This window comes from Paracoccus homiensis (genome assembly GCF_900111675.1).
GTDB lineage: Bacteria > Pseudomonadota > Alphaproteobacteria > Rhodobacterales > Rhodobacteraceae > Paracoccus > Paracoccus homiensis.
This window is the reverse complement of the sequence record NZ_FOHO01000001.1, coordinates 17919-42261: the sequence shown is the minus strand read 5'-3', so window position 1 is coordinate 42261 and position 24343 is coordinate 17919. Positions and strand designations below refer to the sequence as shown.

23 protein-coding genes and 1 tRNA gene are annotated in these 24343 nt (G+C 63.7%); 19 read left to right on the top strand and 5 right to left on the bottom strand.

Going from position 1 to position 24343, the window contains the following annotated elements; all coding sequences use genetic code 11:
- The first annotated feature begins 175 nt into the window (after positions 1 to 175).
- From BMX67_RS00220 to lepA, 3 genes are all read left to right on the top strand, one after another.
- Positions 176 to 871: an HAD family hydrolase gene (locus BMX67_RS00220; protein ID WP_090731555.1), complete on the top strand. Its 696-nt coding sequence runs from the start codon at positions 176 to 178 to the stop codon at positions 869 to 871.
- Positions 868 to 1779, top strand: coding sequence for a DMT family transporter (locus tag BMX67_RS00215; protein ID WP_090731553.1), 912 nt, complete (start codon positions 868 to 870; stop codon positions 1777 to 1779). Before BMX67_RS00220 ends, BMX67_RS00215 begins: the two co-directional genes overlap by 4 nt.
- Before the next feature lie 172 nt (positions 1780 to 1951).
- Positions 1952 to 3751: a translation elongation factor 4 gene (lepA, locus tag BMX67_RS00210; protein WP_090731552.1), complete on the top strand. Its 1800-nt coding sequence runs from the start codon at positions 1952 to 1954 to the stop codon at positions 3749 to 3751.
- A 153-nt stretch (positions 3752 to 3904) separates the two neighbouring features.
- Here lepA and BMX67_RS00205 read toward each other — a convergent pair.
- A tRNA-Leu gene (locus BMX67_RS00205) sits at positions 3905 to 3989 on the bottom strand.
- Between the two features lie 46 nt (positions 3990 to 4035).
- On the bottom strand, positions 4036 to 5532 hold the full coding sequence (locus BMX67_RS00200) for an NAD(P)H-hydrate dehydratase (RefSeq protein WP_090731550.1): 1497 nt from the start codon (positions 5530 to 5532) through the stop codon (positions 4036 to 4038).
- A gap of 155 nt (positions 5533 to 5687) precedes the next feature.
- On the opposite strand from BMX67_RS00200, the gene BMX67_RS00195 reads away from it, so the two are divergent.
- Together BMX67_RS00195 and glnA are read left to right on the top strand one after the other, a co-directional pair.
- Positions 5688 to 6026 carry a P-II family nitrogen regulator gene (locus BMX67_RS00195; RefSeq protein ID WP_090617546.1) on the top strand — a complete coding sequence of 113 codons (339 nt, stop codon included), beginning with the start codon at positions 5688 to 5690 and terminating at the stop codon, positions 6024 to 6026.
- Between the two features lie 75 nt (positions 6027 to 6101).
- A complete protein-coding gene (gene glnA, locus BMX67_RS00190; RefSeq protein ID WP_090731549.1) occupies positions 6102 to 7508 on the top strand; it encodes a type I glutamate--ammonia ligase in 1407 nt (468 codons plus the stop codon).
- A gap of 51 nt (positions 7509 to 7559) precedes the next feature.
- Here glnA and BMX67_RS00185 read toward each other — a convergent pair whose 3' ends face one another.
- Complete coding sequence (locus tag BMX67_RS00185; RefSeq protein WP_175479759.1) at positions 7560 to 8348, bottom strand: heme-dependent oxidative N-demethylase family protein; 789 nt, start codon at positions 8346 to 8348, stop codon at positions 7560 to 7562.
- 131 nt (positions 8349 to 8479) lie between these two features.
- Here BMX67_RS00185 and BMX67_RS00180 point away from each other — a divergent pair, with 131 nt between their 5' ends.
- From BMX67_RS00180 to BMX67_RS00165, 4 genes are all read left to right on the top strand, one after another.
- Positions 8480 to 10999: a cation:proton antiporter gene (locus BMX67_RS00180; RefSeq protein ID WP_090732167.1), complete on the top strand. Its 2520-nt coding sequence runs from the start codon at positions 8480 to 8482 to the stop codon at positions 10997 to 10999.
- Positions 11000 to 11039: 40 nt separating this feature from the next.
- A complete protein-coding gene (locus BMX67_RS00175; protein WP_090731546.1) occupies positions 11040 to 12143 on the top strand; it encodes a glycosyltransferase family protein in 1104 nt (367 codons plus the stop codon).
- Between the two features lie 76 nt (positions 12144 to 12219).
- The gene (locus tag BMX67_RS00170) at positions 12220 to 14514 is read left to right on the top strand and encodes a Tex family protein (RefSeq protein ID WP_090731545.1); all 2295 of its coding nucleotides are present in this window, start codon (positions 12220 to 12222) and stop codon (positions 14512 to 14514) included.
- A 99-nt stretch (positions 14515 to 14613) separates the two neighbouring features.
- Positions 14614 to 15327 (top strand): hypothetical protein, encoded by a 714-nt coding sequence (locus BMX67_RS00165; protein WP_245739018.1) that lies wholly within the window; start codon positions 14614 to 14616, stop codon positions 15325 to 15327.
- Here BMX67_RS00165 and BMX67_RS00160 read toward each other — a convergent pair whose 3' ends face one another.
- Positions 15328 to 15933, bottom strand: coding sequence for a hypothetical protein (locus BMX67_RS00160; protein WP_090731543.1), 606 nt, complete (start codon positions 15931 to 15933; stop codon positions 15328 to 15330).
- Positions 15934 to 16139: 206 nt separating this feature from the next.
- Between BMX67_RS00160 and rplO the strand changes: the two genes are divergently transcribed.
- From rplO to rplQ, 7 genes are all read left to right on the top strand, one after another.
- Positions 16140 to 16616, top strand: coding sequence for a 50S ribosomal protein L15 (gene rplO / locus BMX67_RS00155; protein WP_090731542.1), 477 nt, complete (start codon positions 16140 to 16142; stop codon positions 16614 to 16616).
- A gap of 108 nt (positions 16617 to 16724) precedes the next feature.
- Complete coding sequence (gene secY, locus BMX67_RS00150; protein WP_090731540.1) at positions 16725 to 18095, top strand: preprotein translocase subunit SecY; 1371 nt, start codon at positions 16725 to 16727, stop codon at positions 18093 to 18095.
- A gap of 44 nt (positions 18096 to 18139) precedes the next feature.
- Complete coding sequence (locus BMX67_RS00145) at positions 18140 to 18715, top strand: adenylate kinase (protein ID WP_175479781.1); 576 nt, start codon at positions 18140 to 18142, stop codon at positions 18713 to 18715.
- A gap of 212 nt (positions 18716 to 18927) precedes the next feature.
- The gene (gene rpsM, locus BMX67_RS00140; RefSeq protein ID WP_090731537.1) at positions 18928 to 19296 is read left to right on the top strand and encodes a 30S ribosomal protein S13; all 369 of its coding nucleotides are present in this window, start codon (positions 18928 to 18930) and stop codon (positions 19294 to 19296) included.
- A gap of 12 nt (positions 19297 to 19308) precedes the next feature.
- Entirely contained in the window at positions 19309 to 19698 is a 390-nt protein-coding gene (gene rpsK / locus BMX67_RS00135; protein ID WP_090731536.1) for a 30S ribosomal protein S11, read from the top strand.
- Between the two features lie 115 nt (positions 19699 to 19813).
- Complete coding sequence (locus BMX67_RS00130; protein WP_090731534.1) at positions 19814 to 20830, top strand: DNA-directed RNA polymerase subunit alpha; 1017 nt, start codon at positions 19814 to 19816, stop codon at positions 20828 to 20830.
- 111 nt (positions 20831 to 20941) lie between these two features.
- On the top strand, positions 20942 to 21367 hold the full coding sequence (gene rplQ / locus BMX67_RS00125; protein ID WP_090731532.1) for a 50S ribosomal protein L17: 426 nt from the start codon (positions 20942 to 20944) through the stop codon (positions 21365 to 21367).
- Positions 21368 to 21394: 27 nt separating this feature from the next.
- Here the strand turns inward: rplQ and BMX67_RS19740 are convergent, their stop codons facing one another.
- Entirely contained in the window at positions 21395 to 21598 is a 204-nt protein-coding gene (locus BMX67_RS19740; RefSeq protein WP_139206416.1) for a hypothetical protein, read from the bottom strand.
- Between the two features lie 99 nt (positions 21599 to 21697).
- Between BMX67_RS19740 and BMX67_RS00120 the strand changes: the two genes are divergently transcribed.
- From BMX67_RS00120 to BMX67_RS00110, 3 genes are all read left to right on the top strand, one after another.
- Complete coding sequence (locus BMX67_RS00120) at positions 21698 to 22309, top strand: helix-turn-helix transcriptional regulator (RefSeq protein WP_090731531.1); 612 nt, start codon at positions 21698 to 21700, stop codon at positions 22307 to 22309.
- A gap of 63 nt (positions 22310 to 22372) precedes the next feature.
- Positions 22373 to 22963 carry an acyl-homoserine-lactone synthase gene (locus tag BMX67_RS00115; protein WP_090731529.1) on the top strand — a complete coding sequence of 197 codons (591 nt, stop codon included), beginning with the start codon at positions 22373 to 22375 and terminating at the stop codon, positions 22961 to 22963.
- Positions 22964 to 23025: 62 nt separating this feature from the next.
- Positions 23026 to 24342, top strand: coding sequence for a replication-associated recombination protein A (locus BMX67_RS00110; protein WP_090731527.1), 1317 nt, complete (start codon positions 23026 to 23028; stop codon positions 24340 to 24342).
- Position 24343 lies beyond the last annotated feature (1 nt).

The following is a 24343-nucleotide window of genomic DNA, read 5'->3' as shown; positions in this document are numbered from 1 at the left end:
AATCGTTACTGCGTCTCAATCTGTATGGGGGCGCAGGGATCGCGGCCGATTGCCACGCCTTCCCCCAGATCTTGTGGGCCGTCCGTGGCAGGCGTCGCGAATCGGGTCGCCGGTTTGACAATGCGGGCGCCGCGTGATCACGCTTTGCAGCGTGTGCAAGACAAGAGGGCCGGGCATGATCGAGGCAATCGGGCTGGATGCCGATGATACCCTGTGGGAAAATGAAACCTTTTTCCGCGTGACGGAATCCAGCTTTGTCGATCTTTTGGCCGACCACGGCGATCCCGATCAGATCACCGGGCGGCTTTACGATGTCGAGCGGCGGAATCTGGCGCGCTATGGCTTTGGCATCAAGGGCTTTACCCTGTCGATGGTCCAGACCGCGATCGAACTGACCGAGGGGCGTGTTCCCGGCCATGTCATCGGCCAGATCCTTGATATGGGACAGGACATGCTGGCGCATCCGGTGCATCTGATCGCAGGGGTCGAACAGGCGCTGGACGCGCTGCAGGGGCGTCGGCTGATCCTGATCACGAAGGGGGATCTGCTGGATCAGGAACGCAAGGTCGCGGCTTCGGGTCTGGCCGAACGTTTCGAGGCGGTCGAGATCCTGGCCGACAAGACCCCCGAGGCCTATTCGCGGGTGCTGTGGCGTCACGGCATCTCGGCCGAGCGATTCCTGATGGCGGGCAATTCGATGAAAAGCGATGTGCTGCCGGTGCTGGATCTGGGCGGCCATGGCGTGTTCCTGCCCCATGATCTGACATGGGCGGTGGAACATGCCGAGGCGCCTGAACACCCGCGCCTGCACGAGTTGACCTCGATCACGGAACTGCCGGATCTGATCGGGCGGCTGGAGGCCGGATCATGAGCCCGAATGCGCGTGCGGCGCTGTTGATGACGCTGTCGATGGCGGCGTTCGCCTGCGAGGATGCGCTGCTGAAGACGATGGCGGTGGATGTGCCCATCGGTGCGCTGCTGTTCTATATCGGACTGGCGGGGATGCTGGTTTTCGGTGCCTGGGTCGTTTTCGGACCCGAGGGGTTGCGCTGGCGCGATCTGTGTCATCCGCTTGTGGTACTGCGCAACCTTGCCGAAGCGATTTGCGGCGTGACGTTTCTGACGGCGCTGTCGCTGGGGGATCTCAGCATCGCGTCGGCGATCTTGCAGGCGCTGCCGCTGATGATGACCTTCGGGGCGGCGTTGTTCCTGGGCGAGCCGGTGGGCTGGCGGCGCTGGTCGTCGATCGCGATCGGCTTTCTGGGGGTTCTGTTGATCGTGCGACCGGGGACGGATGCGTTCCAGCCAAGTTCGGTGCTTGCGCTGATCGCGGTCCTGTCGCTGACCGTGCGCGATCTGGCGACACGACGTCTGCCGGACAGGATCGGATCGGGGCTGCTGACCGCGTCGGCCTTTGGGTCGATGTCGGTCGCGGGGGCGGTTCTGCTGATCGTGGCGGGTGATCCGGTGTTTCTGCCCGACGCCCCGATGGCGGGTGTGATGGTGGTCACGCTGGGTTTCGGGCTGTGCGGCTATATCACCATGGTCACGGCCACCCGCATCGGCGAGATCGGCGCGATTGCGCCCTTCCGCTATTCCCGGCTGGTCTTTGCGATCATCCTGGGGGTTCTGGTCTTTGGCGAACGGCCCGATGCGCTGGCACTGCTGGGGGCGGCGATCATTGCAGGGGCGGGCGGCTATGCGATGCTGCGCGAGGCGCGCCTGCGCCGACGTGCCGCGCGGCTGACCGCCGATCCGTTCCGCAGTTCGGTCACCTGAGCGGACCGGGCGGGGGGGGGGAAGCCCTGCCCGCCCCATCGAGGGGCAGGCAGGGCTGCGGCATGCGCCGCGCCACCGCGCCGATCGCGCCGTCGCATGTTTCGCGACGATAGTCGACCGTGACGCGCGAAACCCTCTTTTCGGGGCGCTTGCGCCCTTGTATAGCCGCGCCATGACCGAGCTGTCCCATATCCGCAATTTCTCGATCGTGGCCCATATCGACCACGGTAAATCCACCTTGGCCGACCGGCTGATCCAGTTGACGGGCACTGTCGCCGAACGCGACATGAAGGCCCAGCTTCTGGATGCCATGGATATCGAGCGGGAACGGGGCATCACCATCAAGGCCAACACGGTCCGCATTGCCTATCCGGCGAAGGACGGCCATACCTATGTGTTGAACCTGATCGACACGCCGGGCCATGTCGACTTTGCCTATGAGGTCAGCCGCTCGATGCGCGCGGTCGAAGGCTCGCTCTTGGTCGTGGATGCCACGCAGGGGGTCGAGGCGCAGACGCTGGCCAATGTCTATCAGGCCATCGACGCCGATCACGACATCGTCCCGGTTCTGAACAAGATCGACCTGCCCGCATCCGAGCCCGATCGCGTCAAGGCGCAAATCGAGGACGTGATCGGCATCGACGCATCCGAGGCGATCCCGATCAGCGCCAAGACCGGCCTTGGCATTCCCGATGTCTTGGAAGCCATCGTGCAGCGCCTGCCCGCGCCGACCGGCGACCGTGACGCGCCTTTGAAGGCGATGTTGGTCGACAGCTGGTATGACGCCTATCTGGGCGTGGTCGTGATGATCCGCGTGATGGACGGCACGATCAAGCGGGGCGATCAGGTCAAGATGATGCAGACCGGCGCGACCTATCGGCTGGACAAGCTGGCCGTGCTGACGCCCGCGATGAAGGACATCGCCGAACTTGGCCCGGGCGAGATCGGCGTCTTTACCGCCTCGATCAAGCAGGTGCGCGATACCCGTGTCGGGGATACGATCACGCATGAAAAGAAGCCCTGCGAAAAGCCCCTTCCGGGCTTCAAACCCGCGCAACCGGTGGTCTTCTGTGGCCTGTTCCCCGTCGATGCCAATGATTTCGAGGCGCTGCGCGACGCCATCGAAAAGCTGGCCCTGAACGATGCCAGCTTCAGCTATGAGATGGAAACCTCGGCCGCGCTTGGCTTTGGCTTCCGCTGCGGCTTTCTTGGCCTGCTGCACCTTGAGGTGATCCGCGACCGGTTGGAGCGCGAATACGATCTGGACCTGATCACCACCGCCCCCAGCGTGGTGTTCAAGCTGCACATGAAGGATGGCGAGGTGCGCGATCTGCACAACCCCGCCGACATGCCCGATCAGACCCTGATTGACCACATCACCGAGCCGCGCATCAAGGCCACGATCATGGTGCCCGACGAATATCTGGGCGATGTGCTGAAGCTGTGTCAGGACCGTCGCGGCATCCAGATGGACCTGACCTATGCGGGCAGCCGGGCGATGGTCGTCTATGACCTGCCGCTGGCCGAGGTGGTGTTCGATTTCTATGACCGCCTGAAATCGGTGACCAAGGGCTATGCCAGCTTTGACTACCAGATCAGCGAATATCGCGAGGATTACCTCGTGAAGATGTCGATCCTGGTGAATGACGAACCCGTCGACGCGCTGGCGATCATGGTCCACCGTGACCGCGCCGAAAGCCGCGGCCGCGTCATGGTCGAAAAGCTGAAAGAGCTGATCCCGCGGCATATGTTCAAGATCCCGATCCAGGCGGCGATCGGATCGCGCGTGATCGCGCGCGAAACCCTGTCGGCCATGCGCAAGGACGTGACCGCCAAATGCTATGGCGGCGACGCGACGCGGAAGAAAAAGCTGCTGGAAAAGCAGAAGGCGGGCAAGAAGAAGATGCGCCAGTTCGGCAAGGTCGAAATTCCGCAGACGGCGTTCATTCAGGCGCTGAAGATGGACAACTGATCGCCCGGCTTCGGTCGAAAACCATGTGATCGGCAAGGCGGTCCCCTGCGCGGGGGCCGCCTTTGTCATATCGCTTTGACGATTGGTGTCGGCGTGCCTGTTTGCGGCCCGGGAAATGTTCAGGGGCAGGGGTTCAGGGAATCACTGGAAGGATGGTGCGGGTGGAGGGACTTGAACCCCCACGCCTTGCGGCGCCAGAACCTAAATCTGGTGCGTCTACCAATTTCGCCACACCCGCACTGGCGTGGCTGATAGCAAAGCCCGCAAGGCTGCGCCAGAGGGAATCAGACGTTCAGATCACGCAGGATCCTCGGGATCGCCTGCGGGATATCGTCAGCGATCAGTCCGGGGCCGATGTGACGGGCGGCGGCGCTGTGCAACGTGGCGGCAAGGGCTGCGGCGGCAACCGGTGTCTGGCCGCGTGCAAGCAGGCCGGCGATCAGGCCCGAAAGAACGTCCCCGGCGCCGGCGGTCGCAAGAAAAGGGGTGTCGAAGGCGCTGTGGATCGCCGCCTGACCATCCGGGGCGGCCATCACGGTATCGGCGCCCTTCAGAAGAACGGTGGCGCCACAGCGGGCGGCCGCCTGCCGCGTGATGTGCAGCTTTGACAGGGCGGGGCCGGTCTTGGCGGGGGTGTTCAACGCCTGTGCCAGATCGGGAAACAGGCGTGCGAACTCGCCCATATGCGGGGTCAGGACGCAGTTCGCGTGAAGGGCCCTGGGATGTTCCGAAAGCGCGGTCAGCGCGTCGGCGTCAAGCACGCAGGCGCGACCAGAGGCCAGCAGCGGGGGCAGCAACTGCGCGGCGCGATCGACGCCGCAGCCGGGGCCAAGGCAGATTGCGGAAATGCGCGGGTCTGCAAGCGTCTGCGACAGATCTGCGGCATCGTCGATGGATTGACGCATCAGCGCCCAGGGCGCACCGGCATGTTCGGGCAGGGCGGCATCGGGTGGACAGATCGTGACCAGTCCCGCGCCGATACGCAGGGCCGCCTGTGCCGCCAGTTGCGCGGCGCCGCCCTTGCCGCGCCCGCCCGCCACGATCAGCGCATGGCCCGAGCCGTATTTATGGCTGTCGGGCTGCTTGCCCAGAACCTTGTTCAGGCCGGGATGCAGCGTGGCGCGGTGCAGCGTCGATGCGTCGCGCCAGGGCGCGATGCCGATATCCTCGATCACGAGGCGGCCGCAAAGCCGGGGCCCCTGAGCCAGAAGATGGCCGGGCTTCAGGCTGTCGAAGGCGACGGTCAGCTGGCATCTGGGGGCGGCTGCGTGCAGCGGCCTGCCGCTGTCCATGCACAGGCCGCTTGGGCAATCGACCGCGACGACGGGCAGCGAGGGGTGGCCCTGCAGCCAGCCCAGAATCCGGGCGATGTCGCCGTCGGGGGCGCGGGTCAAGCCTGTGCCGAACAGCGCATCGACGACCAGATCGCATTCAGCCGACATCTGCTGCGGGGTCAGCGGTCGGATCGGCCCCAGCGCGCGCCAGTCCCGTTTCATGGCATCGGCATCCGGCCCGGGGGTGTTGTCCAGCCCCAGGACACGCACGGCCCAGCCTGCGCGGTGAAGGTGCCGCGCGATCACGTAACCGTCGCCGCCGTTATTGCCTGGCCCGCACAGGACCGTGGCCCGACCGGGCTTGGGCCAGCGAAGGCGAATCTGTCCGGCGACCGCCATCCCGGCGCGCTGCATCAACTGAACCCCGCTGACGGCGCCGCTGGCCATGGCTGCGGATTCGGTGGCGCGCATTTGGGCGGTCGTCTGGATTTGGGGCCAATCGAACATGGTTTCTGCTTAATATAAGGGCAGTGTGCCCGATTTATGTGCGCAATCGCCGGGCAAACGGGTTCTGTGGCGATCTGCGGACGGTGCTGCATTTACCAGCAGGATGAAACCCGCCAATCAGGCTTCAGGCAAGCCGCGAGGAAGGATCAATTGCGATGAAAAAGATCGAGGCGATCATCAAGCCGTTCAAGCTGGACGACGTGAAGGAAGCGCTGCAAGAGGTCGGTGTGCAGGGGCTTTCCGTCACCGAAGTCAAAGGCTTTGGCCGTCAGAAAGGCCATACTGAACTGTATCGCGGCGCTGAATATGTCGTCGATTTTCTGCCCAAGGTGAAAATCGAGATGGTGCTGCCCGACGATCAGGTCGAAGCCGCCATTGACGCCATCGTGGGCGCAGCCCGCACCGAGAAAATCGGCGACGGCAAGATTTTTGTATCCCCGGTCGAACAGGCAATCCGCATTCGCACCGGCGAAACGGGCGACGACGCGGTCTAAAAGAACCGCGCGTCCATAAGCTCCGCGCCCGGCGGCACAGGCGGCCGGGACGCATCTATGAAAGAAAGGGAAGAGATGGAAATCAAGGACGCCTTGAAGCTGATGAAGGACGAGGAAGTCGCCTATGTCGACGTCCGCTTTACCGACCCCAAGGGCAAGCTTCAGCATGTGACGCTGGATGTGGACCTGGTCGATGAGGACTTCTTCGAGGAAGGCTTCATGTTCGACGGCAGCTCGATCGCGGGCTGGAAGTCGATCGATCAGTCGGACATGAAACTGATCCCGGACACCTCGTCGATCTATATCGATCCGTTCTATGCGGAAAAAACGCTGTGCGTGCATTGCAACGTGGTCGAGCCGGACACCGGCGAAGCCTATAGCCGCGACCCGCGTGGCACCGCCGTCAAGGCCGAGGCATTCCTGAAATCCTCGGGGATCGGCGACGCGGCATATTTCGGGCCGGAAGCCGAATTCTTCCTGTTCGACGACGTGCGCTATTCGGTCACGCCGCAGAAAGTGTCGTTCTCGATCGACGCGGTTGACGCGGCATGGAACACCGACACCGAATACGAGATGGGCAACCAGGCGCATCGCGCGGGCCACAAGGGCGGTTACTTCCCGGTCAACCCGATCGACGCGGCCCAGGACATCCGCGGCGAGATGCTGTCGACCATGAAGCGCATGGGCATGAAAGTCGACAAGCACCACCATGAGGTTGCCAGCGCGCAGCACGAGCTGGGCCTGATCTTCGGGTCGCTGACCGAGCAGGCCGACAACCTGCAGAAATACAAGTATGTCATCCACAACGTCGCACATGCCTATGGCAAGTCGGCGACCTTCATGCCCAAGCCCATGAAGGGCGACAACGGCTCGGGGATGCATGTCAACATGTCGATCTGGAAGGACGGCAAGCCGCTGTTCGCAGGCGACAAATATGCCGATCTGTCGCAGGAGGCCCTGTACTTCATCGGCGGCATCCTGAAGCACGCCAAGGCGCTGAACGCCCTGACGAACCCGTCGACCAACAGCTACAAGCGTCTGATCCCGGGCTTCGAGGCCCCCGTTCTGCGCGCCTATTCGGCACGCAACCGGTCGGGCTGCGTCCGTATTCCGTGGACCGAATCGCCCAAGGCCAAGCGCGTCGAAGCCCGTTTCCCCGATCCCTCGGCGAACCCCTATCTGTGCTTTGCCGCGCTGCTGATGGCGGGCATCGACGGGATCCGCAACAAGATCGACCCGGGTTCGGCATCGGACAAGGATCTGTACGATCTGCCGCCGGAAGAACTGGCCGAGATCCCGACCGTGTGCGGCAGCCTGCGCGAAGCGCTGGAAGAGCTGGAAAAGGACATGGACTTCCTGCTGCAGGGCGACGTGTTCACCCGCGACCAGCTGGAAGGCTACATGGCGCTGAAGTGGGAAGAAGTGTACGCCTATGAGCACACCCCCCACCCGGTCGAGTATCAGATGTATTACTCGGTCTAAGTTCTACAGGGACAGACAGCAAAAGGGCGCCTTCGGGCGCCCTTTTCGCATTCAGGCGGCGCGGTGGATCGGAAACTTGGCCAGTGCGGCGCTTTGGTCGGGGGTCAGGTCCGCCGGGCGAATCACGCTGGTATGGATGGAAAACACGACCGCCCCGGTCAGGGGCAGGCGGAACAGGCACTGACGCTCGACCCGGATGAAGGGCAGGGGGCCGTCGATGTCATGGCCCTGTTCTTCGGTGCGGGGATTGTGCAGGGGCGCGGCGGAATAATGCGCCGTGCCGCGCATCAGACCCTGATCGGACCGTACGCCGTCCAGCAGGCGTTGCACCCGTCTGCCCAACTGATTGCCATAGGCCGCGACCGGTTCGTGGATCCGCATCATCGGGCGCATGAATTTCTGGTGCAGCGACCAGCCCGAGGGAAAGCACAGGATCGCGCCGGCCAGCACATGCTCGGCGGTCGGGCCGGGCAGCATCAGGCACAGATCCTCGGCCACCAGCCGACCCAGGGTCAGCAGCGGGGCATCGCGGTTCAGGTCGATGCTGACCCCGTCGGGGCGCGTCGCCATACCGCCCGCGATCCGGTGGCCCCGCGCGGGCAACAGTGCAAGGACGCGGTCGTAAAGTTCGACCGCTGCGGGGCGGGCCGCAGCATCAAGGCGGTGCACCCGGTCAGGCGCCCGCAGGATCAGATCATCGCGCAGCGCCATCTGCCCGCCGAAGGCGTCGTCGGTCAGCAGCCAGTCTTCCGGCGCGACGGGGATCGTGCCCGGCAGCCGTCGCGTCCGTGGGTCGGCCCAGGGCGCAAAGCCCAGCCGTGTCTGACGAATATCGCTCATCCTTGGCATCATCGCGGCACTGCCGGTTTTCGCAACAGCAAAGCACAGATCACCAGCTTGTCACGCTATCAGCAAGATATTGAACAAGGTCGAATATTCACGGCGGACTGGTTTCCATGTATCGCTTGGTCATGGATATTGCGCTGTTGACCACGATCATTGCCGGGCTGTTTGTCGTTATCGGGGTGGCCGAGCCCCTGGCGGCGCGATTACGGCTGCCCTACAGCGTGATTCTGGCGACGATCGGCACGCTGATCGGCGCGGGGGCGATCTTTTTCCTGCGCACCGATCTGACCGATGCGTTGAACCCGATCGCGGAATCCATCCTTGCGCTGCCGATCCGGTCGAATGTCTTTCTGTATGTCTTTCTGCCGACCCTGATCTTTCAGGCGACATTGGGCATGAATGTCCGGCGCATGGTCGATGACTGGGTGCCGATCCTGACATTGGCGGTGGTCGCGGTGGTCGCGGCGACCCTGACCATCGGCTATGCGCTGTCGCTGGTCAGCGGGCTGCCGCTGGTGGTCTGCCTGCTGGTCGGTTCGATCGTCTCGACCACCGACCCCTCGGCCGTGGTGGGGATCTTCCGGTCGCTGTCCGCGCCGCGGCGGCTGGCCCGGATCATCGAGGGCGAAAGCCTGCTGAACGATGCCGCGGCCATCGCGCTGTTCGGTCTGTTCATGGGGTATGTCATGCTGGGCCTGCCCGATCCGGGGCTGGGTCAGGCGATCAGCAGTTTTCCGATGCTGTTCGTGGGCGGCACCATCGCGGGCTGGGCCACGGCACGGATCGCGGTCGGGCTGATGGCGATCTTTGCGCGGTTCGAGCTGGCGCAGATCTCAATCTCGGTCGCGGTGCCCTATCTGGCCTATATCGGGGCCGAACAGATCTTCGGCGCGTCGGGCGTCATCGGGGTCGTCGTGGCGGGCCTGACGATGAACATCATTGGGCCGGGGCGCCTGTCGCCCGCGCTGTGGCAGAACCTGCGCGAGGTCTGGGACCTGCTGGCACATTGGGCAGGGGCGCTGATCTTCATTCTGGCGGCGCTGCTGATCCCGCGCCTGCTGGAAGATACCCGACCGGGCGATTTCGCCCTGATCCTTGTGGTCGTGGCGGCCGCCATCACGGCGCGGGCGCTGATCCTGTTCGTGCTGATGCCGATGCTGACCGCGCTGCGCGTCTCACCCAGGGTCGAAAGCCGCTATCGCGTCGCGATCCTGTGGGGCGGCCTGCGCGGGGCGGTGACGCTGGCGCTGGCGCTGGCGGTGACGGAGAGCCTGCGCGTCCCGGTCGAGACAAAGCGCGTCGTCGGTATTCTTGCGACCGGGTTCACCCTGTTCACGCTGCTGGTGCAGGGGACCACGCTGCGCTGGGTGATCGGGCGTCTGGGGCTGGACAAGCTGTCGCCCCTGGATGTCGCGCTGTCCAATCAGGTGATCGCCGTCGCCCTTCAGACCGTGCGCGAAGGCGTGTCGCGGATGACCGACAATTACGATCTGCCCCGCGATACCGTCCGGTCCGAGGCCAAGCGATTTGCCGAACGACTGGATCATGCGGTGGAACGGGCCGATGCCGAAGACAACACCCTGATCCTGGATCGCGACCGGATCACCCTGGGCCTGATCGCACTGGCCGCCTATGAACGCGAGGTGATTCTGGCGCGGTTTCGCGAACGCGCGATCAGCGGGCGGTTGTCGGAACAGATGCTGTTCGATGTGGACCGGCTGATCGAAGGCGCGCGGACCGGCGGGCGGACCGGCTATCAGCGGGCGGCGCGGCGCGGGTTGCGTTATGGCCCGTCATTCCGGCTGGCGGCGTTTCTGCGCAATCGCCTGCGTTATTCCGGGCCGCTGGCGGGGATGACCGCCGACAGGTTCGAGGCGCTGCTGGCCAAGCGTCTGATCCTGCGCGATCTCAGCGGTTTCGTGGACAGCCGAATCCGCCGCATCCACGGTCGGCGTGTGGCCGATCTGCTGCATGAGCTGATCAACCGGCGGGTCGAGGCGGTCGAAACCGGGATCGAGGGCCTGCGCCTGCAATATCCGGGCTATGCCGAAAAGCTGGAGCGTCGCTTTATCCGTCGCACGGCGCTGCGGCTTGAGGAACGCGAATACAACGCCATGCGCGAGGATGGCCTGATCGGGGCCGAACTGCATACCGCGCTGATGCAGGACATCACCCGCCGCCGCAACGAAACCGAGGGGCGGCCGCATCTGGATCTGGCGCTGCGCAAAGAGGAACTGGTCCGTCAGTTCCCCCTGTTCGCGGATCTGGACGAGGCTGAATTGCGGCGCCTGTCACGGGCGCTGCGCACGCGGTTCTACAACGCGGGCAAGGTCATTCTGCGCAAGGACAGCGTGTCGCGGGCGGTCTTTTTCGTAGCCTCGGGCGCGGTAGAACAGGAAATCGCGGGTCAGACCAGCCGCCTTGGCCGGGGCGAGATGTTCGGCCAGATGGGCGTTCTGGCCAAGCGGCCTCGCCGCACCGAGGTTCGTGCGATCACGCCGACCAGCGTTCTGGAGCTGGACGAAGAGGCGTTCCGCCGCGCATTGAAAAGGTCCAAGGCCCTGCGACAGGCGGTCCGGGACAGCGTCTCGGCCAAGGCCATGACCGAAGAGGCAATGCGTTTGCCGGAACTGGCAAAGGATTGACCCGGGCATAGGCAAGCCCCCGAACAGACAGGCAGGACGTATGAGCATCGGAACGAAGATCAGAAATCTGCTGCGCCGCACCGGGCACGAGGTCGGGCTGCACGCATCGGCCATGCGCAACCGTCGCACCGATCGACCAAGGGTGCTGTTCTTTCCATCGGGACGTCGCGAAGGTGCCAGCCTGCTGCGGGCCTATAACATGGCCGATGCGCTGACACGGACGGGCTGGCATGCGGCGGCGGTGCCCGCCGACCTGAAGTTGCCTGCGCGACGGCGGGTCATCCGCCATTTCGCGCCGGATATTCTGGTTTTTCAGCAATGCCGTCACGCCCTGAATGATACCGCGCTACGCTATGGTGATCCGGTGGTTCTGGATACCGACGATGCGGATTTCTTCCTGACGATTCCCGGCCTTGTGGAACGGCTGCAACGCACATCGCAGGCGGCGGTCGGGGTGATGGCGGGCAGCCAGTTCATTCAGGAATGGCACGCGCAGCATAACGCCAATGCCGCCGTGATCTGGACCGGCACTCCGATCACGGCGGGCCCGCGACCCGATCACCATGCGCGACAGTCGGACGGGCCCCCGATTCTGGCCTGGGCGCAGGCCGCCCCGCTGTCCTATGTGAACGAACTGGACTTCGTGCGCGGTCTGGTCGCGGATCTGCGCGCGCAGGGCGCGGCCTTCCGGCTGCGCTTTTACGGCATTGCCACCGAAGAAGAGCGGGACCGGTTGCGGGCCATGTTCCCCGACCTGCCGGATTTGCAGATGCTGCCCCCGATGGGCTATGACGCCTTTCTGCAATCCCTGCATCAGGTGGCTGTGGGCCTGTCGCCGATCATCACACGGAATGAATTCAGCCGCGGCAAGTCTTTCGGGAAGATCCTGGGCTATCTGGACGCCAAGGTGCCCGTCATTGCCAGCGATGAGGCCGATCACGCCCGGTTCTTTACCGAAACGACCGGTGTCGTGACCAATGATCGCGACGAATGGCTGCGCCAGATCCTGGCGTTGCTGGGCGATCCTGATCGGCGCAACCGCATGGCGGATGCCGCGTTCGAGGCTTTTCCACGCGATCTGTCGATCGAGGCCGCCGCCCGAAAGACCGATGCCTTTCTGCGTGATCTGCTGACGACGCGGTGATCGGGCACGCCGCTTATCTGCTTTTCCCCGACCGGGCGGATGATAGAACGGGTGTCCGGAAGACAGGAGGATACCCATGGACGCCCCGCAGCGCATTGCCCGCACCATCGCCACCGAAATCGGCGCTTCGCCCGGACAGGTGGTCGCCGCGGTCGAGTTGCTGGACGGCGGCGCGACGGTGCCCTTCGTCGCGCGCTATCGCAAAGAGGTGACGGGCGGGCTGGACGACAGTCAGTTGCGCAGCCTGTCCGAACGGCTGACCTACCTGCGAGAAATGGAGACGCGGCGCAACGCGATCCTTGGGTCGATCCGCGATCAGGGCAAGCTGACCGACGATCTGGCCCGCGCGATTGCCGGGGCCGATACCAAGGCCGCGCTGGAAGATATCTATCTGCCCTACAAACCCAAGCGCCGCACAAAGGCGATGATCGCCCGTGAAAACGGGCTGGAGCCTCTGCTGCGCGCCATTCAGGATGATCGTCGCGCTGATCCGAGGGCGCTTGCACAGGGCTATCTGGGCGAGAGTGTCGCCGACGTGAAGGCGGCACTGGACGGCGCACGCGACATCCTGGTCGAGGAACTGAGCGAGAATGCCACGCTTCTGGGTCGCCTGCGCAATTTCATGCAGGCCGAGGCCTTCATTGCCGCCAAGGTGATTTCCGGCAAGGAACAGGCGGGCGCAAAGTTCAGCGACTATTTCGATCACCGCGAGGCTTGGGCCGATATTCCCGGTCACCGGGCGCTGGCGATCCTGCGCGCGGCAAAGGAAGAGGTGCTGACCATCGACATCTCGCCCGATCCCGAAACCGGGGCGATGCGGGCGGAAGGCATCGTGGCACAGGCGATCGGCGATCTGGGCGATGCGCCCGGCGATCAATGGCTGCGGCAGGTGGCGGGCTGGACATGGCGGGTGCGGCTGTCGAATACCATGTATATCGACCTGCTGACCGAATTGCGCAAACGCGCCCATGACGAGGCGATCCGCGTCTTTGGCCGCAATCTCAAGGATCTGCTGCTGGCCGCGCCTGCCGGGGCCAAGGCGACGCTGGGGCTGGATCCCGGCATTCGCACCGGGGTCAAGGTCGCGGCCATCGACGCGACCGGCAAGCTGGTCGATACCGCGACGATCTATCCGTTCCAGCCCAAGAACGACCTGCGCGGGGCCGAGGCTGCGTTGCTGACCCTGATCACGCGGCACAAGATCGACCTGATCGCCATCGGGAACGGCACCGCCAGCCGGGAAACGGAACGTCTTGTCGGCGAAGTGTTGAAAAAGCTGCCCAAGACGGTGGCCGTTCCGACAAAGGTGGTTGTCTCGGAGGCCGGGGCGTCCGTCTATTCGGCATCGGAACAGGCGGCGAAGGAATTTCCCGATCTGGACGTGTCGCTGCGCGGCGCGGTGTCGATCGCGCGCCGCCTGCAAGACCCGCTTGCGGAACTGGTCAAGGTGCCGCCCGAATCCATCGGCGTCGGTCAGTATCAGCATGATGTCGATCAGCGACAGCTGACCAAGACGCTGGAAGCGGTGGTCGAGGATGCGGTGAACGCGGTCGGGGTCGATCTGAACACCGCCTCGGCCCCGTTGCTGGCGCATGTCGCGGGGCTTGGCCCGTCGCTGGCCGCCGCGATCGTCGCCCATCGCGATGCGCAGGGTGCCTTTGCGTCCCGCGCGTCGCTGAAAAAGGTGACCGGGCTGGGGCCGCGGGCCTTTGAACAATGCGCGGGCTTCCTGCGCATCCGCGACGGGTCCGAGCCGCTGGACGCGTCATCCGTACACCCCGAAGCTTACGGCGTCGCGCGCAAGATCGTTGCCGCCTGCGGGCGCGATATCCGCAGCATCATGGGTGACGGATCGGCCCTGAAATCGGTGCGTGCCGAACAGTTCGTGGATGACAATTTCGGCCTGCCCACCGTGCGCGACATCCTGTCGGAACTTGAAAAGCCCGGCCGCGATCCGCGTCCCAGCTTTGTCACCGCCAGTTTTGCCGATGGGGTCGAGGATATCACCGATCTGAAGCCCGGCATGTCGCTGGAAGGGACGGTCACGAATGTCGCGGCCTTCGGTGCCTTTGTGGATATCGGCGTGCATCAGGACGGGCTGGTTCACATCAGCCAGCTTGCCGACCGCTTTGTGAAGGATCCGAACGAGGTGGTGAAAGTGGGCGACGTGGTCAGGGTTCGCGTGACCGAGGTGGATGTGCCCCGCAAGCGGATCGGCCTGACCATGCGCAAGGATGGCGCGACCGCCGAACGCGGCCGGCCCGCGCCGCCGACGCCTGCCAAGGGCAAGGCCAAGCCCGCGCCGCGCGCGCAGCAGGGTGGCCAGGGCAGCTTTGGCGCAGCCTTGATGGACGCGATGCGCAAACGCTGATTTCACAACCAGAGCGAGTAAAGATTTCTTGCGCCACGCGCGACAAGCCGCAAGGATGGTCGCGAACCCGGCCCAAGGGCCGTCACGACGGAGGCGATCTTGCCCGGACTGAAACATGGCTTGGCCACATTACTGGTCCTGTGGGCGGCGCCTTGCGATGCCGGGCCGTGGCCGCGTGAACAGGGCGGACATTTCCTGTCGCTGACAGTGGAAGAGGACCGCGAGGGCAACCGCTATGGCGGTCTTTACGGCGAATATGGCTGGGGCGCGCGCAGCACGCTTGGCTATGAACTGGGCCGCACCAATGTCGGCGAAACCAGCGCGATGATCTGGATGCAGCGGGCATTGGATGACGGGCAGGGGCCGAACCGCTTTGTCGTTCATGCCGGGTCCGGCGCGATCTGGCGCGAGGATCAGACGATCCCCGTGGTGCAGCTGGGCGCGGGCTGGGGGCGCGGTTTTGACGCGCTGCTGGGCGGCGGCTGGATCACGGCCGAACTCAAGGTCAAGGCGGCCGGCGAGATGGCCGGCACGATCCGCGTGATCGGCAACAGCCTGGTCGAGGATTATTACCTGACCCCGAAATTCACCACCAAGGCCGACATCACCATCGGTGTTCGGCCCTGGGACGGACTGATGGTCATCAACCAGTTGCGCCTGGAAGATCGCAGCGACGCCGAACGAACGGCCAAACTGGCCAGCAGCGTGGTCGGCGACCTTTACGGGCCGGTCAAGCTGGAACTGGGAACGATCACGCCGCTGTCCGGTCCCGGTGAACAGGCGGTCAAGCTGGGGGCCTGGGTCGAATTCTGACTATCGGCAGGCATAGATCGTGCCGCCCACCGCGACCACGCTGACCGTCGCCCCGGCCAACAGCATAGGCGAGGCCGCGACCGCGCTGGCCGCCCCGCCGATCGAGGTCAGCGCCGTCGTGACATAGCCGCTGCTGCCGCTGATGATCGCCGCGCCCGACCCGTCGGGCAGCGCCTGCACGCCCTTGATCGCCCCACGCGCCGCAGCACCCGATATCGCGACGGCGGCATCCGTCGTGCGGTTCACCCGCTGACAGATCGCCCCGGCAGGCTTTTCGCACCGGCCATAGGCGTCGCGCGTGCCAAGATCGTGGCCGATGATCGAATCGCTGTCCTTGTCATGGCGCAGGCAGAAGGGCTGACGCTGTTCGTCGGTCAGTTCCGGCGTCAGGCTGCGCAGCACGACATAGCTGGGGCATGTGTCGCGGCCCCATTTCGTGAAAAAGATCTCTCGCCGGCTGAAATTCCGGTTTAGCCCCTCTTCGTCCTTGTCATAGCCAAGGGCGACGTCCTTGCCCTGAATGCGGGCGGTACACAGGACCGGCTGGGATGCCGGGGCGATCTGGGGCAGAAGGCTGAGTAGGAACAGGATCAGAAGGCTGCGCATGGTTCGGGGCCGCAAGTGGTGTCACGCGCAGCCTTGGGCTACGGCGCGTCCGCACGCAAGACACAAGCAGGTGTGGCGCGACTTGACCCGAAAGGGGCGATCCGCTAATTCCCCGCGGTGCCCGAAGGGGCATCGATTCACAAACCAAGAAATGCCGTGGCCGTCCCGTATCGCTTCGGGGGCGCGTCCGGCCAAGGAGAAGCGACATGAAACTGCATGAAATTCGCGACAACGAAGGCGCGAACCGTACGAAAAAGCGCGTTGCCCGTGGTCCCGGTTCGGGCAAGGGTAAGACCGCTGGCCGTGGTATCAAAGGTCAGAAGTCGCGTTCGGGTGTTGCGCTGAACGGTTACGAAGGCGGCCAGATGCCGCTGTATCGCCGCCTGCCGAAGCGCGGCTTTACCGCACCGAACGCAAAGAAATTCGCCGTCGTCAATCTGGGTCAGCTGCAGTCGTTCATCGACGCGGGCAAGCTGGACGCCAAGGCTGACGTCACCGAAGACGCGCTGGTCGCATCGGGCGTCGTTCGCCGCAAGCTGGACGGTATCCGTCTGCTGGGCAAGGGCGAGCTGAAGGCAGCCCTGAACATCGCCGTCGCCGGCGCATCGAAGTCGGCTGTGGAAGCAGTCGAAAAAGCAGGCGGCAAGGTCACCGTGACCGCCCCCGCCCCGGCGGCCGAATAAGCTGTTGAATGGGGCGCCCGCGCCCCATAGATAGCAGACAGGTTTTCCTGGCGCCGCCGGTCCCCGGAAACGGGTCGGCGGCGCTGTCATGACACGGGACGGAAACATATGGCGTCAGCCGCAGAACAGATGGCCGCGAACCTCTCTTGGGGGGCGCTCGGCAAGGCCACGGAACTTCGCCAGCGGATCTGGTTCACGATCGGGCTGCTGATCATCTATCGCCTCGGGACCTATATCCCGGTGCCGGGGATCGACGGCGCGGCGCTTCGCAACTTCATGGAACAGGCCCAGGCGGGGATCGGCGGCATTCTGTCGATGTTCACCGGCGGTGCGCTGGGGCGCATGGGCGTGTTCGCGCTGGGGATCATGCCCTATATCAGCGCCTCGATCATCGTGCAGCTTCTGGCCTCGATGGTGCCTTCGCTGGAGCAGCTGAAGAAAGAGGGCGAGCAGGGCCGCAAAAAGATCAACCAGTATACCCGCTATGGCACGGTTCTGCTGGCGCTGTTCCAGGCCTATGGTCTGGCCCGCAGCCTGGAAGCCGGCGGTCTGGCGCATACGCCCGGCCTGTTCTTCCAGGCATCCGTGGTGATCACGCTGGTCGGCGGCACCATGTTCCTGATGTGGCTGGGTGAGCAGATCACCGCACGCGGTATCGGCAACGGCATTTCGCTGATCATCTTCGTGGGCATCGTGGCCGAAATTCCGGCGGCACTGGCGAATTTCTTTGCGCAGGGTCGTTCCGGCGCGATCTCGACCCCGGTGATCCTGGGCGTGGTGGTGATGGTCGTCGCGGTGATCGCCTTCGTGGTGTTCATGGAACGCGCGCTGCGCAAGATCCGCATTCAGTACCCGCGGCGTCAGGTCGGCATGAAGGTCTATGACGGCCAGTCCAGCCACCTGCCGATCAAGGTGAACCCGGCGGGCGTCATCCCGGCGATCTTTGCCAGCTCGCTGCTGCTGCTGCCGGTGACGATCTCGACCTTCTCGGGGAACCAGACCGGCCCGATCATGTCGACCATTCTGGCCTATTTCGGTCCGGGGCAGCCGCTTTACCTGCTGTTCTTCGCGGGCATGATCGTTTTCTTCGCCTATTTCTACACCCAGAATGTCAGCTTCAAATCCGATGAAGTGGCCGACAACCTGAAAAATCAGGGTGGCTTCGTCCCCGGCATCCGTCCGGGCAAGCGGACCGAAGAATATCTGGACTATGTGGTGAACCGCGTTCTGGTGATCGGCTCGGCCTATCTGGCGGGTGTCTGCCTTCTGCCCGAGATCATTCGCCACCAGTGGTCGGTGCCCTTCTACTTCGGCGGGACCTCGGTTCTGATCGTCGTGTCGGTGACGATGGACACGATCAATCAGGTCCAAAGCCATCTGCTTGCACATCAGTATGAAGGTCTGATTGAGAAATCCCAGCTGCGTGGTAAACGGAAACCGGGAACCGCAAAGCCGCGTCGCGCACCGTCGCGCCGCTGAGACTGACAAAAAACGCCAGCCGAGGGGGACAGGCTTTCATGGCTATCAATATCATTCTTCTGGGGCCTCCGGGCGCCGGTAAAGGCACGCAGGCCAAGAAGCTGGTGGAAGAGCGGGGCATGGTGCAGCTGTCGACCGGCGACATGCTGCGCGCGGCCCGCAGCTCGGGCACCGAAATGGGCAATCGTGTCGCCGAGGTCATGGACCGCGGCGAACTGGTCACCGATGAGATCGTCATCGGCCTGATCCGCGAGAAACTGGAAGAAGGCGGCAACGGCTTTATCTTCGACGGTTTCCCGCGCACGCTGGCCCAGGCCGATGCCCTTGGCGATCTTCTGGTCGAAATGGGCATGAAGCTGGATGCCGCGATCGAGCTGAAGGTCGATGACGAGGCGCTGGTTGCCCGCATCGTGAAACGCGCCGAGGATTCGCGCGCTGCGGGCGAACCCGTCCGCAAGGACGACACGCCCGAGGTCTTTGCCGACCGTCTGCGCGAATATTACAAGAAGACCGCGCCGTTGCTTGGCTACTACTATGCCAAGGGCGACTTGCAACAGGTCGACGGCATGGCCGCGATGGATCAGGTCGCCGCCCAGATTGGCGCTGTTCTTGGAAGCTGAGGCCGGTGACCGGGCGCGCTTTGCGCCTTGTCAAGACGAATTCGACGCCTGCCCTTGACGGGGCAGGCGTCTGCCTTTAGATCACGGCATCTCGTAAGAGAATCACCCGGCATACGGGTGTCGCATAGATGGCCCGAAGGCATGGCTTTCGGGCCTTGTGTTGTGAAAAAAGGTTCCGGCGCTACGGAACCGCAACTTGAAAAGGATAACGCGTGGCTCGTATTGCTGGCGTCAACATTCCGACGGGGAAACGTGTCCCCATCGCACTGACCTATATCCATGGCATCGGTCCGATGTTCGCAGAACAGATCTGCGAAGCCACCGGCATCGATCGCACCCGTCGCGTGAACGAACTGTCGGACGCCGAAGTCCTGCAGATGCGTGAATATATCGACGCGAACCTGACCGTCGAAGGCGACCTGCGCCGCGAAGTTCAGATGAACGTTAAGCGCATGATGGACCTGGGTTCCTATCGCGGTCTGCGTCACCGTCGTGGCCTGCCGGTCCGCGGTCAGCGCACCCACACCAATGCCCGCACCCGCAAGGGCCCGGCGAAGCCGATCGCCGGCAAGAAGAAGTAAGGGGGAACGGACATGGCACGCGATAAGACTCGCATGAAGCGTAAAGAGCGCAAGAACATCGCCGCTGGCGTTGCGCATGTGAACTCGAGCTTCAACAACACCAAGATCCTGATCTCGGACGTGCAGGGCAACGCGATCTCGTGGTCGTCGGCCGGCACCATGGGCTTCAAGGGTTCGCGGAAATCGACCCCCTACGCCGCTCAGATGGCTGCAGAAGATGCAGGCCGCAAGGCGCAGGAACATGGCGTGAAGACGCTGGAAGTCGAAGTTCAGGGTCCCGGTTCGGGCCGTGAATCGGCGCTGCGCGCGCTGGCTGCCGTCGGCTTCAACATCACCGCCATCCGTGACGTGACGCCGATTGCCCATAACGGCTGCCGCCCGCCCAAGCGTCGCCGCGTCTGATCCTGGATCAAGCTAACCGGACCGCGCGACTTTCGCGCGGTTCGGACTTTTCGCATCTACCCTCGGGCGTTTCCGGTCTTGGTCATGGGTCGGAAACAAGTATGGAGGACCATCCATGATCCACAAGAATTGGGCCGACCTGATCAAGCCGACGCAGCTGGTCGTCAAGCCGGGCGCCGATGCGACCCGCACCGCGACGCTGGTCGCCGAACCGCTGGAACGCGGCTTCGGTCTGACGCTTGGCAACGCGCTGCGCCGCGTGCTGATGTCGTCGCTGCAGGGCGGTGCCATCACCTCGGTCCAGATCGACAACGTGCTGCATGAATTCAGCAGCGTTGCCGGTGTCCGCGAGGACGTGACCGATATCGTCCTGAACCTGAAGGGCGTGACCCTGAAGATGGACGTCGAAGGCCCCAAGCGCCTGACCCTGGCCGCCAAAGGTCCGGGCGAGGTGAAGGCCGGCGACATTCAGGAAACCGCAGGCATCACCGTTCTGAACCGCGATCACGTGATCTGCCATCTGGACGACGGCGCCGACCTGAACATGGAACTGACCGTTGCAACCGGCAAGGGCTATGTCGCGGCGGATCGCAACCGTCCCGAGGATGCCCCGATCGGCCTGATTCCGATCGACGCCATCTTCTCGCCGGTCAAGCGCGTCAGCTACGAAGTCACCCCGACCCGCGAAGGTCAGGTTCTGGACTATGACAAGCTGACCATGAAGATCGAAACCGACGGTTCGCTGACCCCGGAAGATGCCGTGGCCTTCGCTGCCCGCATCGTTCAGGACCAGCTGTCGGTCTTCGTGAACTTCGACGAGCCGGAATCGGCCAGCCGTCAGGACAGTGACGACGGCCTGGAATTCGATCCGCGCCTTCTGAAAAAGGTCGACGAGCTGGAACTGTCGGTCCGTTCGGCAAACTGCCTGAAGAACGACAACATCGTCTATATCGGCGATCTGATCCAGAAAACCGAAGCCGAGATGCTGCGCACCCCGAACTTCGGCCGCAAGTCGCTGAACGAGATCAAGGAAGTCCTGTCGGGCATGGGCCTGCACCTGGGCATGGATGTCGTCGATTGGCCGCCGGAAAACATCGAGGATCTGGCCAAGCGTTTCGACGACCAGTTCTAAGAATTCGGTCGGGGGCTTCGGTCCCCGCCACACCGGGCATTCCGCCCCAAGGAGAGCGGTCCGCACGCATGGGCCGCCAGACAAAGCAAAAGACGTCAAAGGAGAAACATCATGCGTCACGCACGTGGCTATCGCCGCCTTAACCGTACCCACGAACACCGCAAGGCCCTGTTCGCCAACATGGCTGGTTCGCTGATCGAGCACGAGCAGATCAAGACGACCCTGCCCAAGGCAAAGGAACTGCGTCCGATCGTCGAAAAGCTGATCACCCTGGCAAAGCGCGGCGATCTGCACGCTCGCCGTCAGGCCGCTGCCCAGCTGAAGCAGGACCAGCATGTCGCCAAGCTGTTCGAGGTTCTGGGCGAGCGTTACAAAGACCGTCAGGGCGGCTATGTTCGCGTCCTGAAAGCCGGTTTCCGTTATGGCGACATGGCACCGATGGCAATCATCGAGCTGGTCGACCGCGACACCTCGGCCAAGGGTGCTGCTGACCGCGCCCGTCTGGACGCCGAAGCAGAGGCCGATCAGGACGCCTGATCGCCTTTCCGCCCTAAAGGCGAATCATCAGCCTCGTTGCCCTAAGGGCAGCGGGGCTTTTTCTTTATGCTGCATCGCAGAAATGCCGTCGCGGGACGCCGACATACGTTGCGTCAGGGCCGCGGTCAGGCAGGCCACATCCTCTGGTGTCAGGGCACCAAGCTCAGCTATTGCGTGTATTTCCTGGCGGATTTGCGAGGGTAGTGCGTCAAGACGGTATTTTTTCTGCATCGCACGAAAATTCCCGACGTCATTAACTATCTAGCAAGTAGAACTCTCCAATATTACTTTGAGCGTTGACCGAGTTGAAAACAATTTGTCTAAAAAGTCATGTCATCACGCGCCGATATCAATGCCGCACTGCGTAAGCTGGGGAAACTTGCCCCGGCTGGCTACTTTGCGGCCCTGCACATTCGCTTTGCTGCTCCGTTGATGCAGTTCCAGACATATGCTGAGGAGTGGTCGGAATATTACTCACAGAACGGATATGCGTTACGAGACCCCACAATCGCCTGGGGGTTCTCGACCACCGGTGCCTGCCGCTGGTCGTCGCTGCCGGTTCCGGACCCGTTCAACATTCTGAAAGATGCGGCCAGTCACGGGCTGACCTTTGGTCTGACCGTGGCGCATGGGCCGATCGCGTCGCGCACCATCGCCAGCTTTGCGCATGGCGAACGCGAATTCACCGATGACGAGATCGACGAGATCTCGACCACCGTACGTCGGCTCCATGAGATTACCGAGCCGCCGGCGAGCCTGACAAAGGCTCAGAAAGAAGCCCTTCGTTGCATCGCGGAGGGCGACCGCCACGCAGCGGCAGCCGCGAAACTTGGTATCACTGAAAGTGCCTTCAAAGCACGACTGATTTCGGTTCGAGAGCGCCTGATGGCCAGAACCACAGCCGAGGCACTTCAGCGCGCCAAGGAATACCGTCTGCTGTAAGGGCCGTCGCCCAGGGGAACCGTGAGGCAGTGGGGGGTCACCTCACACCCCAGGAGTAAGAAAATGCAGACGACCACTCTTTCCTTCGCCAACCTCCACAACCATGGCGAGCTGTTCGCAAATCTGTTTCGCGCCCGCAAGCAGAGCTTCATCATCCAGAAGAACTGGGATCTGCCCGAGGCGGATGACATGGAGTTCGACCAGTATGACACACCGCAAAGCCGCTGGATTGCGGTTCACGACAAGGGCGAGGTTCTGGCCGGGTTCCGCCTGACGCCGACCACGGCGCGCTGCGGCATCTACAGCTACATGATCCGCGATGCGCAGACCGGTATCCTTGGCGGTTCGATCCCGCAGGACCTGTTGTTCGAATCCGCCCCGGTCGATGAGAATGTCTGGGAATGCTCGCGCGTGTTCGTCAGCCATTCGATCCCGCAGATGTACCGCCGCAAGGTCCATTTCAAGATGGTCGAGGCGATGACCGGTTCGGCCCGTGAACTGGGCGCGACCAAGCTGATCGCGCTGACCGGGGCCAGCTGGCCACGCTGGTACGGACGCTGCGGTCTGGACGCCGAGGCCATCGGCCGGGTCATGTGGATCGATGACGGCGAATTCCAGTGCGTTTCGATCGATCTGGCTCCGAAGATGCACTGACCGGGCCGGTCGGGCGAAGGGGGCTGTTCGCGCCTGTCCACGCGGCTTAGAATGCCGCCGACATGGCCGATTTGTTCGATACCCCTTCTGATTCAAACGCCCCGCCGCCACCGGCGGTGCGGCCCTTGGCTGATCGCATCCGACCCGCAAGGCTGTCGGATGTGATCGGTCAGGACAGGGTTCTTGGTTCCGATGGGCCCCTTGGCTCGATGCTGGATGCAGGCAGCCTGTCGTCGCTGATCCTGTGGGGACCGCCCGGCGTGGGCAAGACAACCATCGCCCGCCTTCTGGCCGACGAGACGGATCTGTCCTTCGTCCAGATCAGCGCGATCTTTTCCGGCGTTCCCGAACTGCGCAAGGTATTCGATGCGGCCAAGCTACGCCGCCAGCAGGGGCGCGGCACCCTGCTGTTCGTCGATGAGATCCACCGTTTCAACAAGGCCCAACAGGACAGCTTTCTGCCGCATATGGAAGACGGGACCATCCTGCTGGTCGGAGCGACGACCGAAAACCCGTCGTTCGAGTTGAACGCCGCAGTCATGTCGCGCGCGCAGGTCATCGTGCTTGAACGGCTGGGCCTGAAGGATCTGGAACGGCTGGCGCAGCGTGCCGAACAGGATCTTGGGCGCAAGCTGCCCCTGACCGCCGACGCCCGCGAGGCGCTGCTGGAAATGGCCGATGGCGATGGCCGCGCGGCGCTGAACCTGATCGAGCAGGTCGCGGCCTGGAAAACCACCGCCCCGGTCGATGCGCAGGCGATGGCGACCCGCCTGATGCGGCGGGCGGCGAAATACGACAAATCGGGCGATGAACATTACAACCTGATCTCGGCGCTGCATAAATCCGTGCGCGGCAGCGATCCCGACGCCGCGGTCTATTGGTTGGGCCGGATGCTGGAGGGCGGCGAGGATCCGCGCTATCTGGCGCGGCGCATCACCCGTATGGCGGTCGAGGATATCGGCCTGGCCGACCCCGCGGCGCAGCGCCACTGTCTGGATGCCTGGGCGCTGTATGAACGCCTGGGCAGCCCCGAAGGTGAACTGGCACTGGCGCAGGCCGTGATCTATCTGGCGTTGGCGCCGAAATCGAACGCGGGCTATGTCGCCTATAAGGCCGCGCGGGCCGAGGCGCGGCGCACCGGCAGCCTGATGCCGCCGGCCCATATCCTGAACGCCCCCACCAGGATGATGAAGGAACAGGGATATGGCGCGGGCTATGCCTATGATCACGACGCCGAGGACGGGTTCAGCGGGCAGAACTATTTCCCCGACGAGATGAAGCGCCCGGTGCTTTACGCGCCGGTCGAACGGGGCTTCGAGCGAGAACTGAAAAAGCGCCTGGACTGGTTCGTGTCGCAGCGTCTGAAGCGCGGCGGTTGAC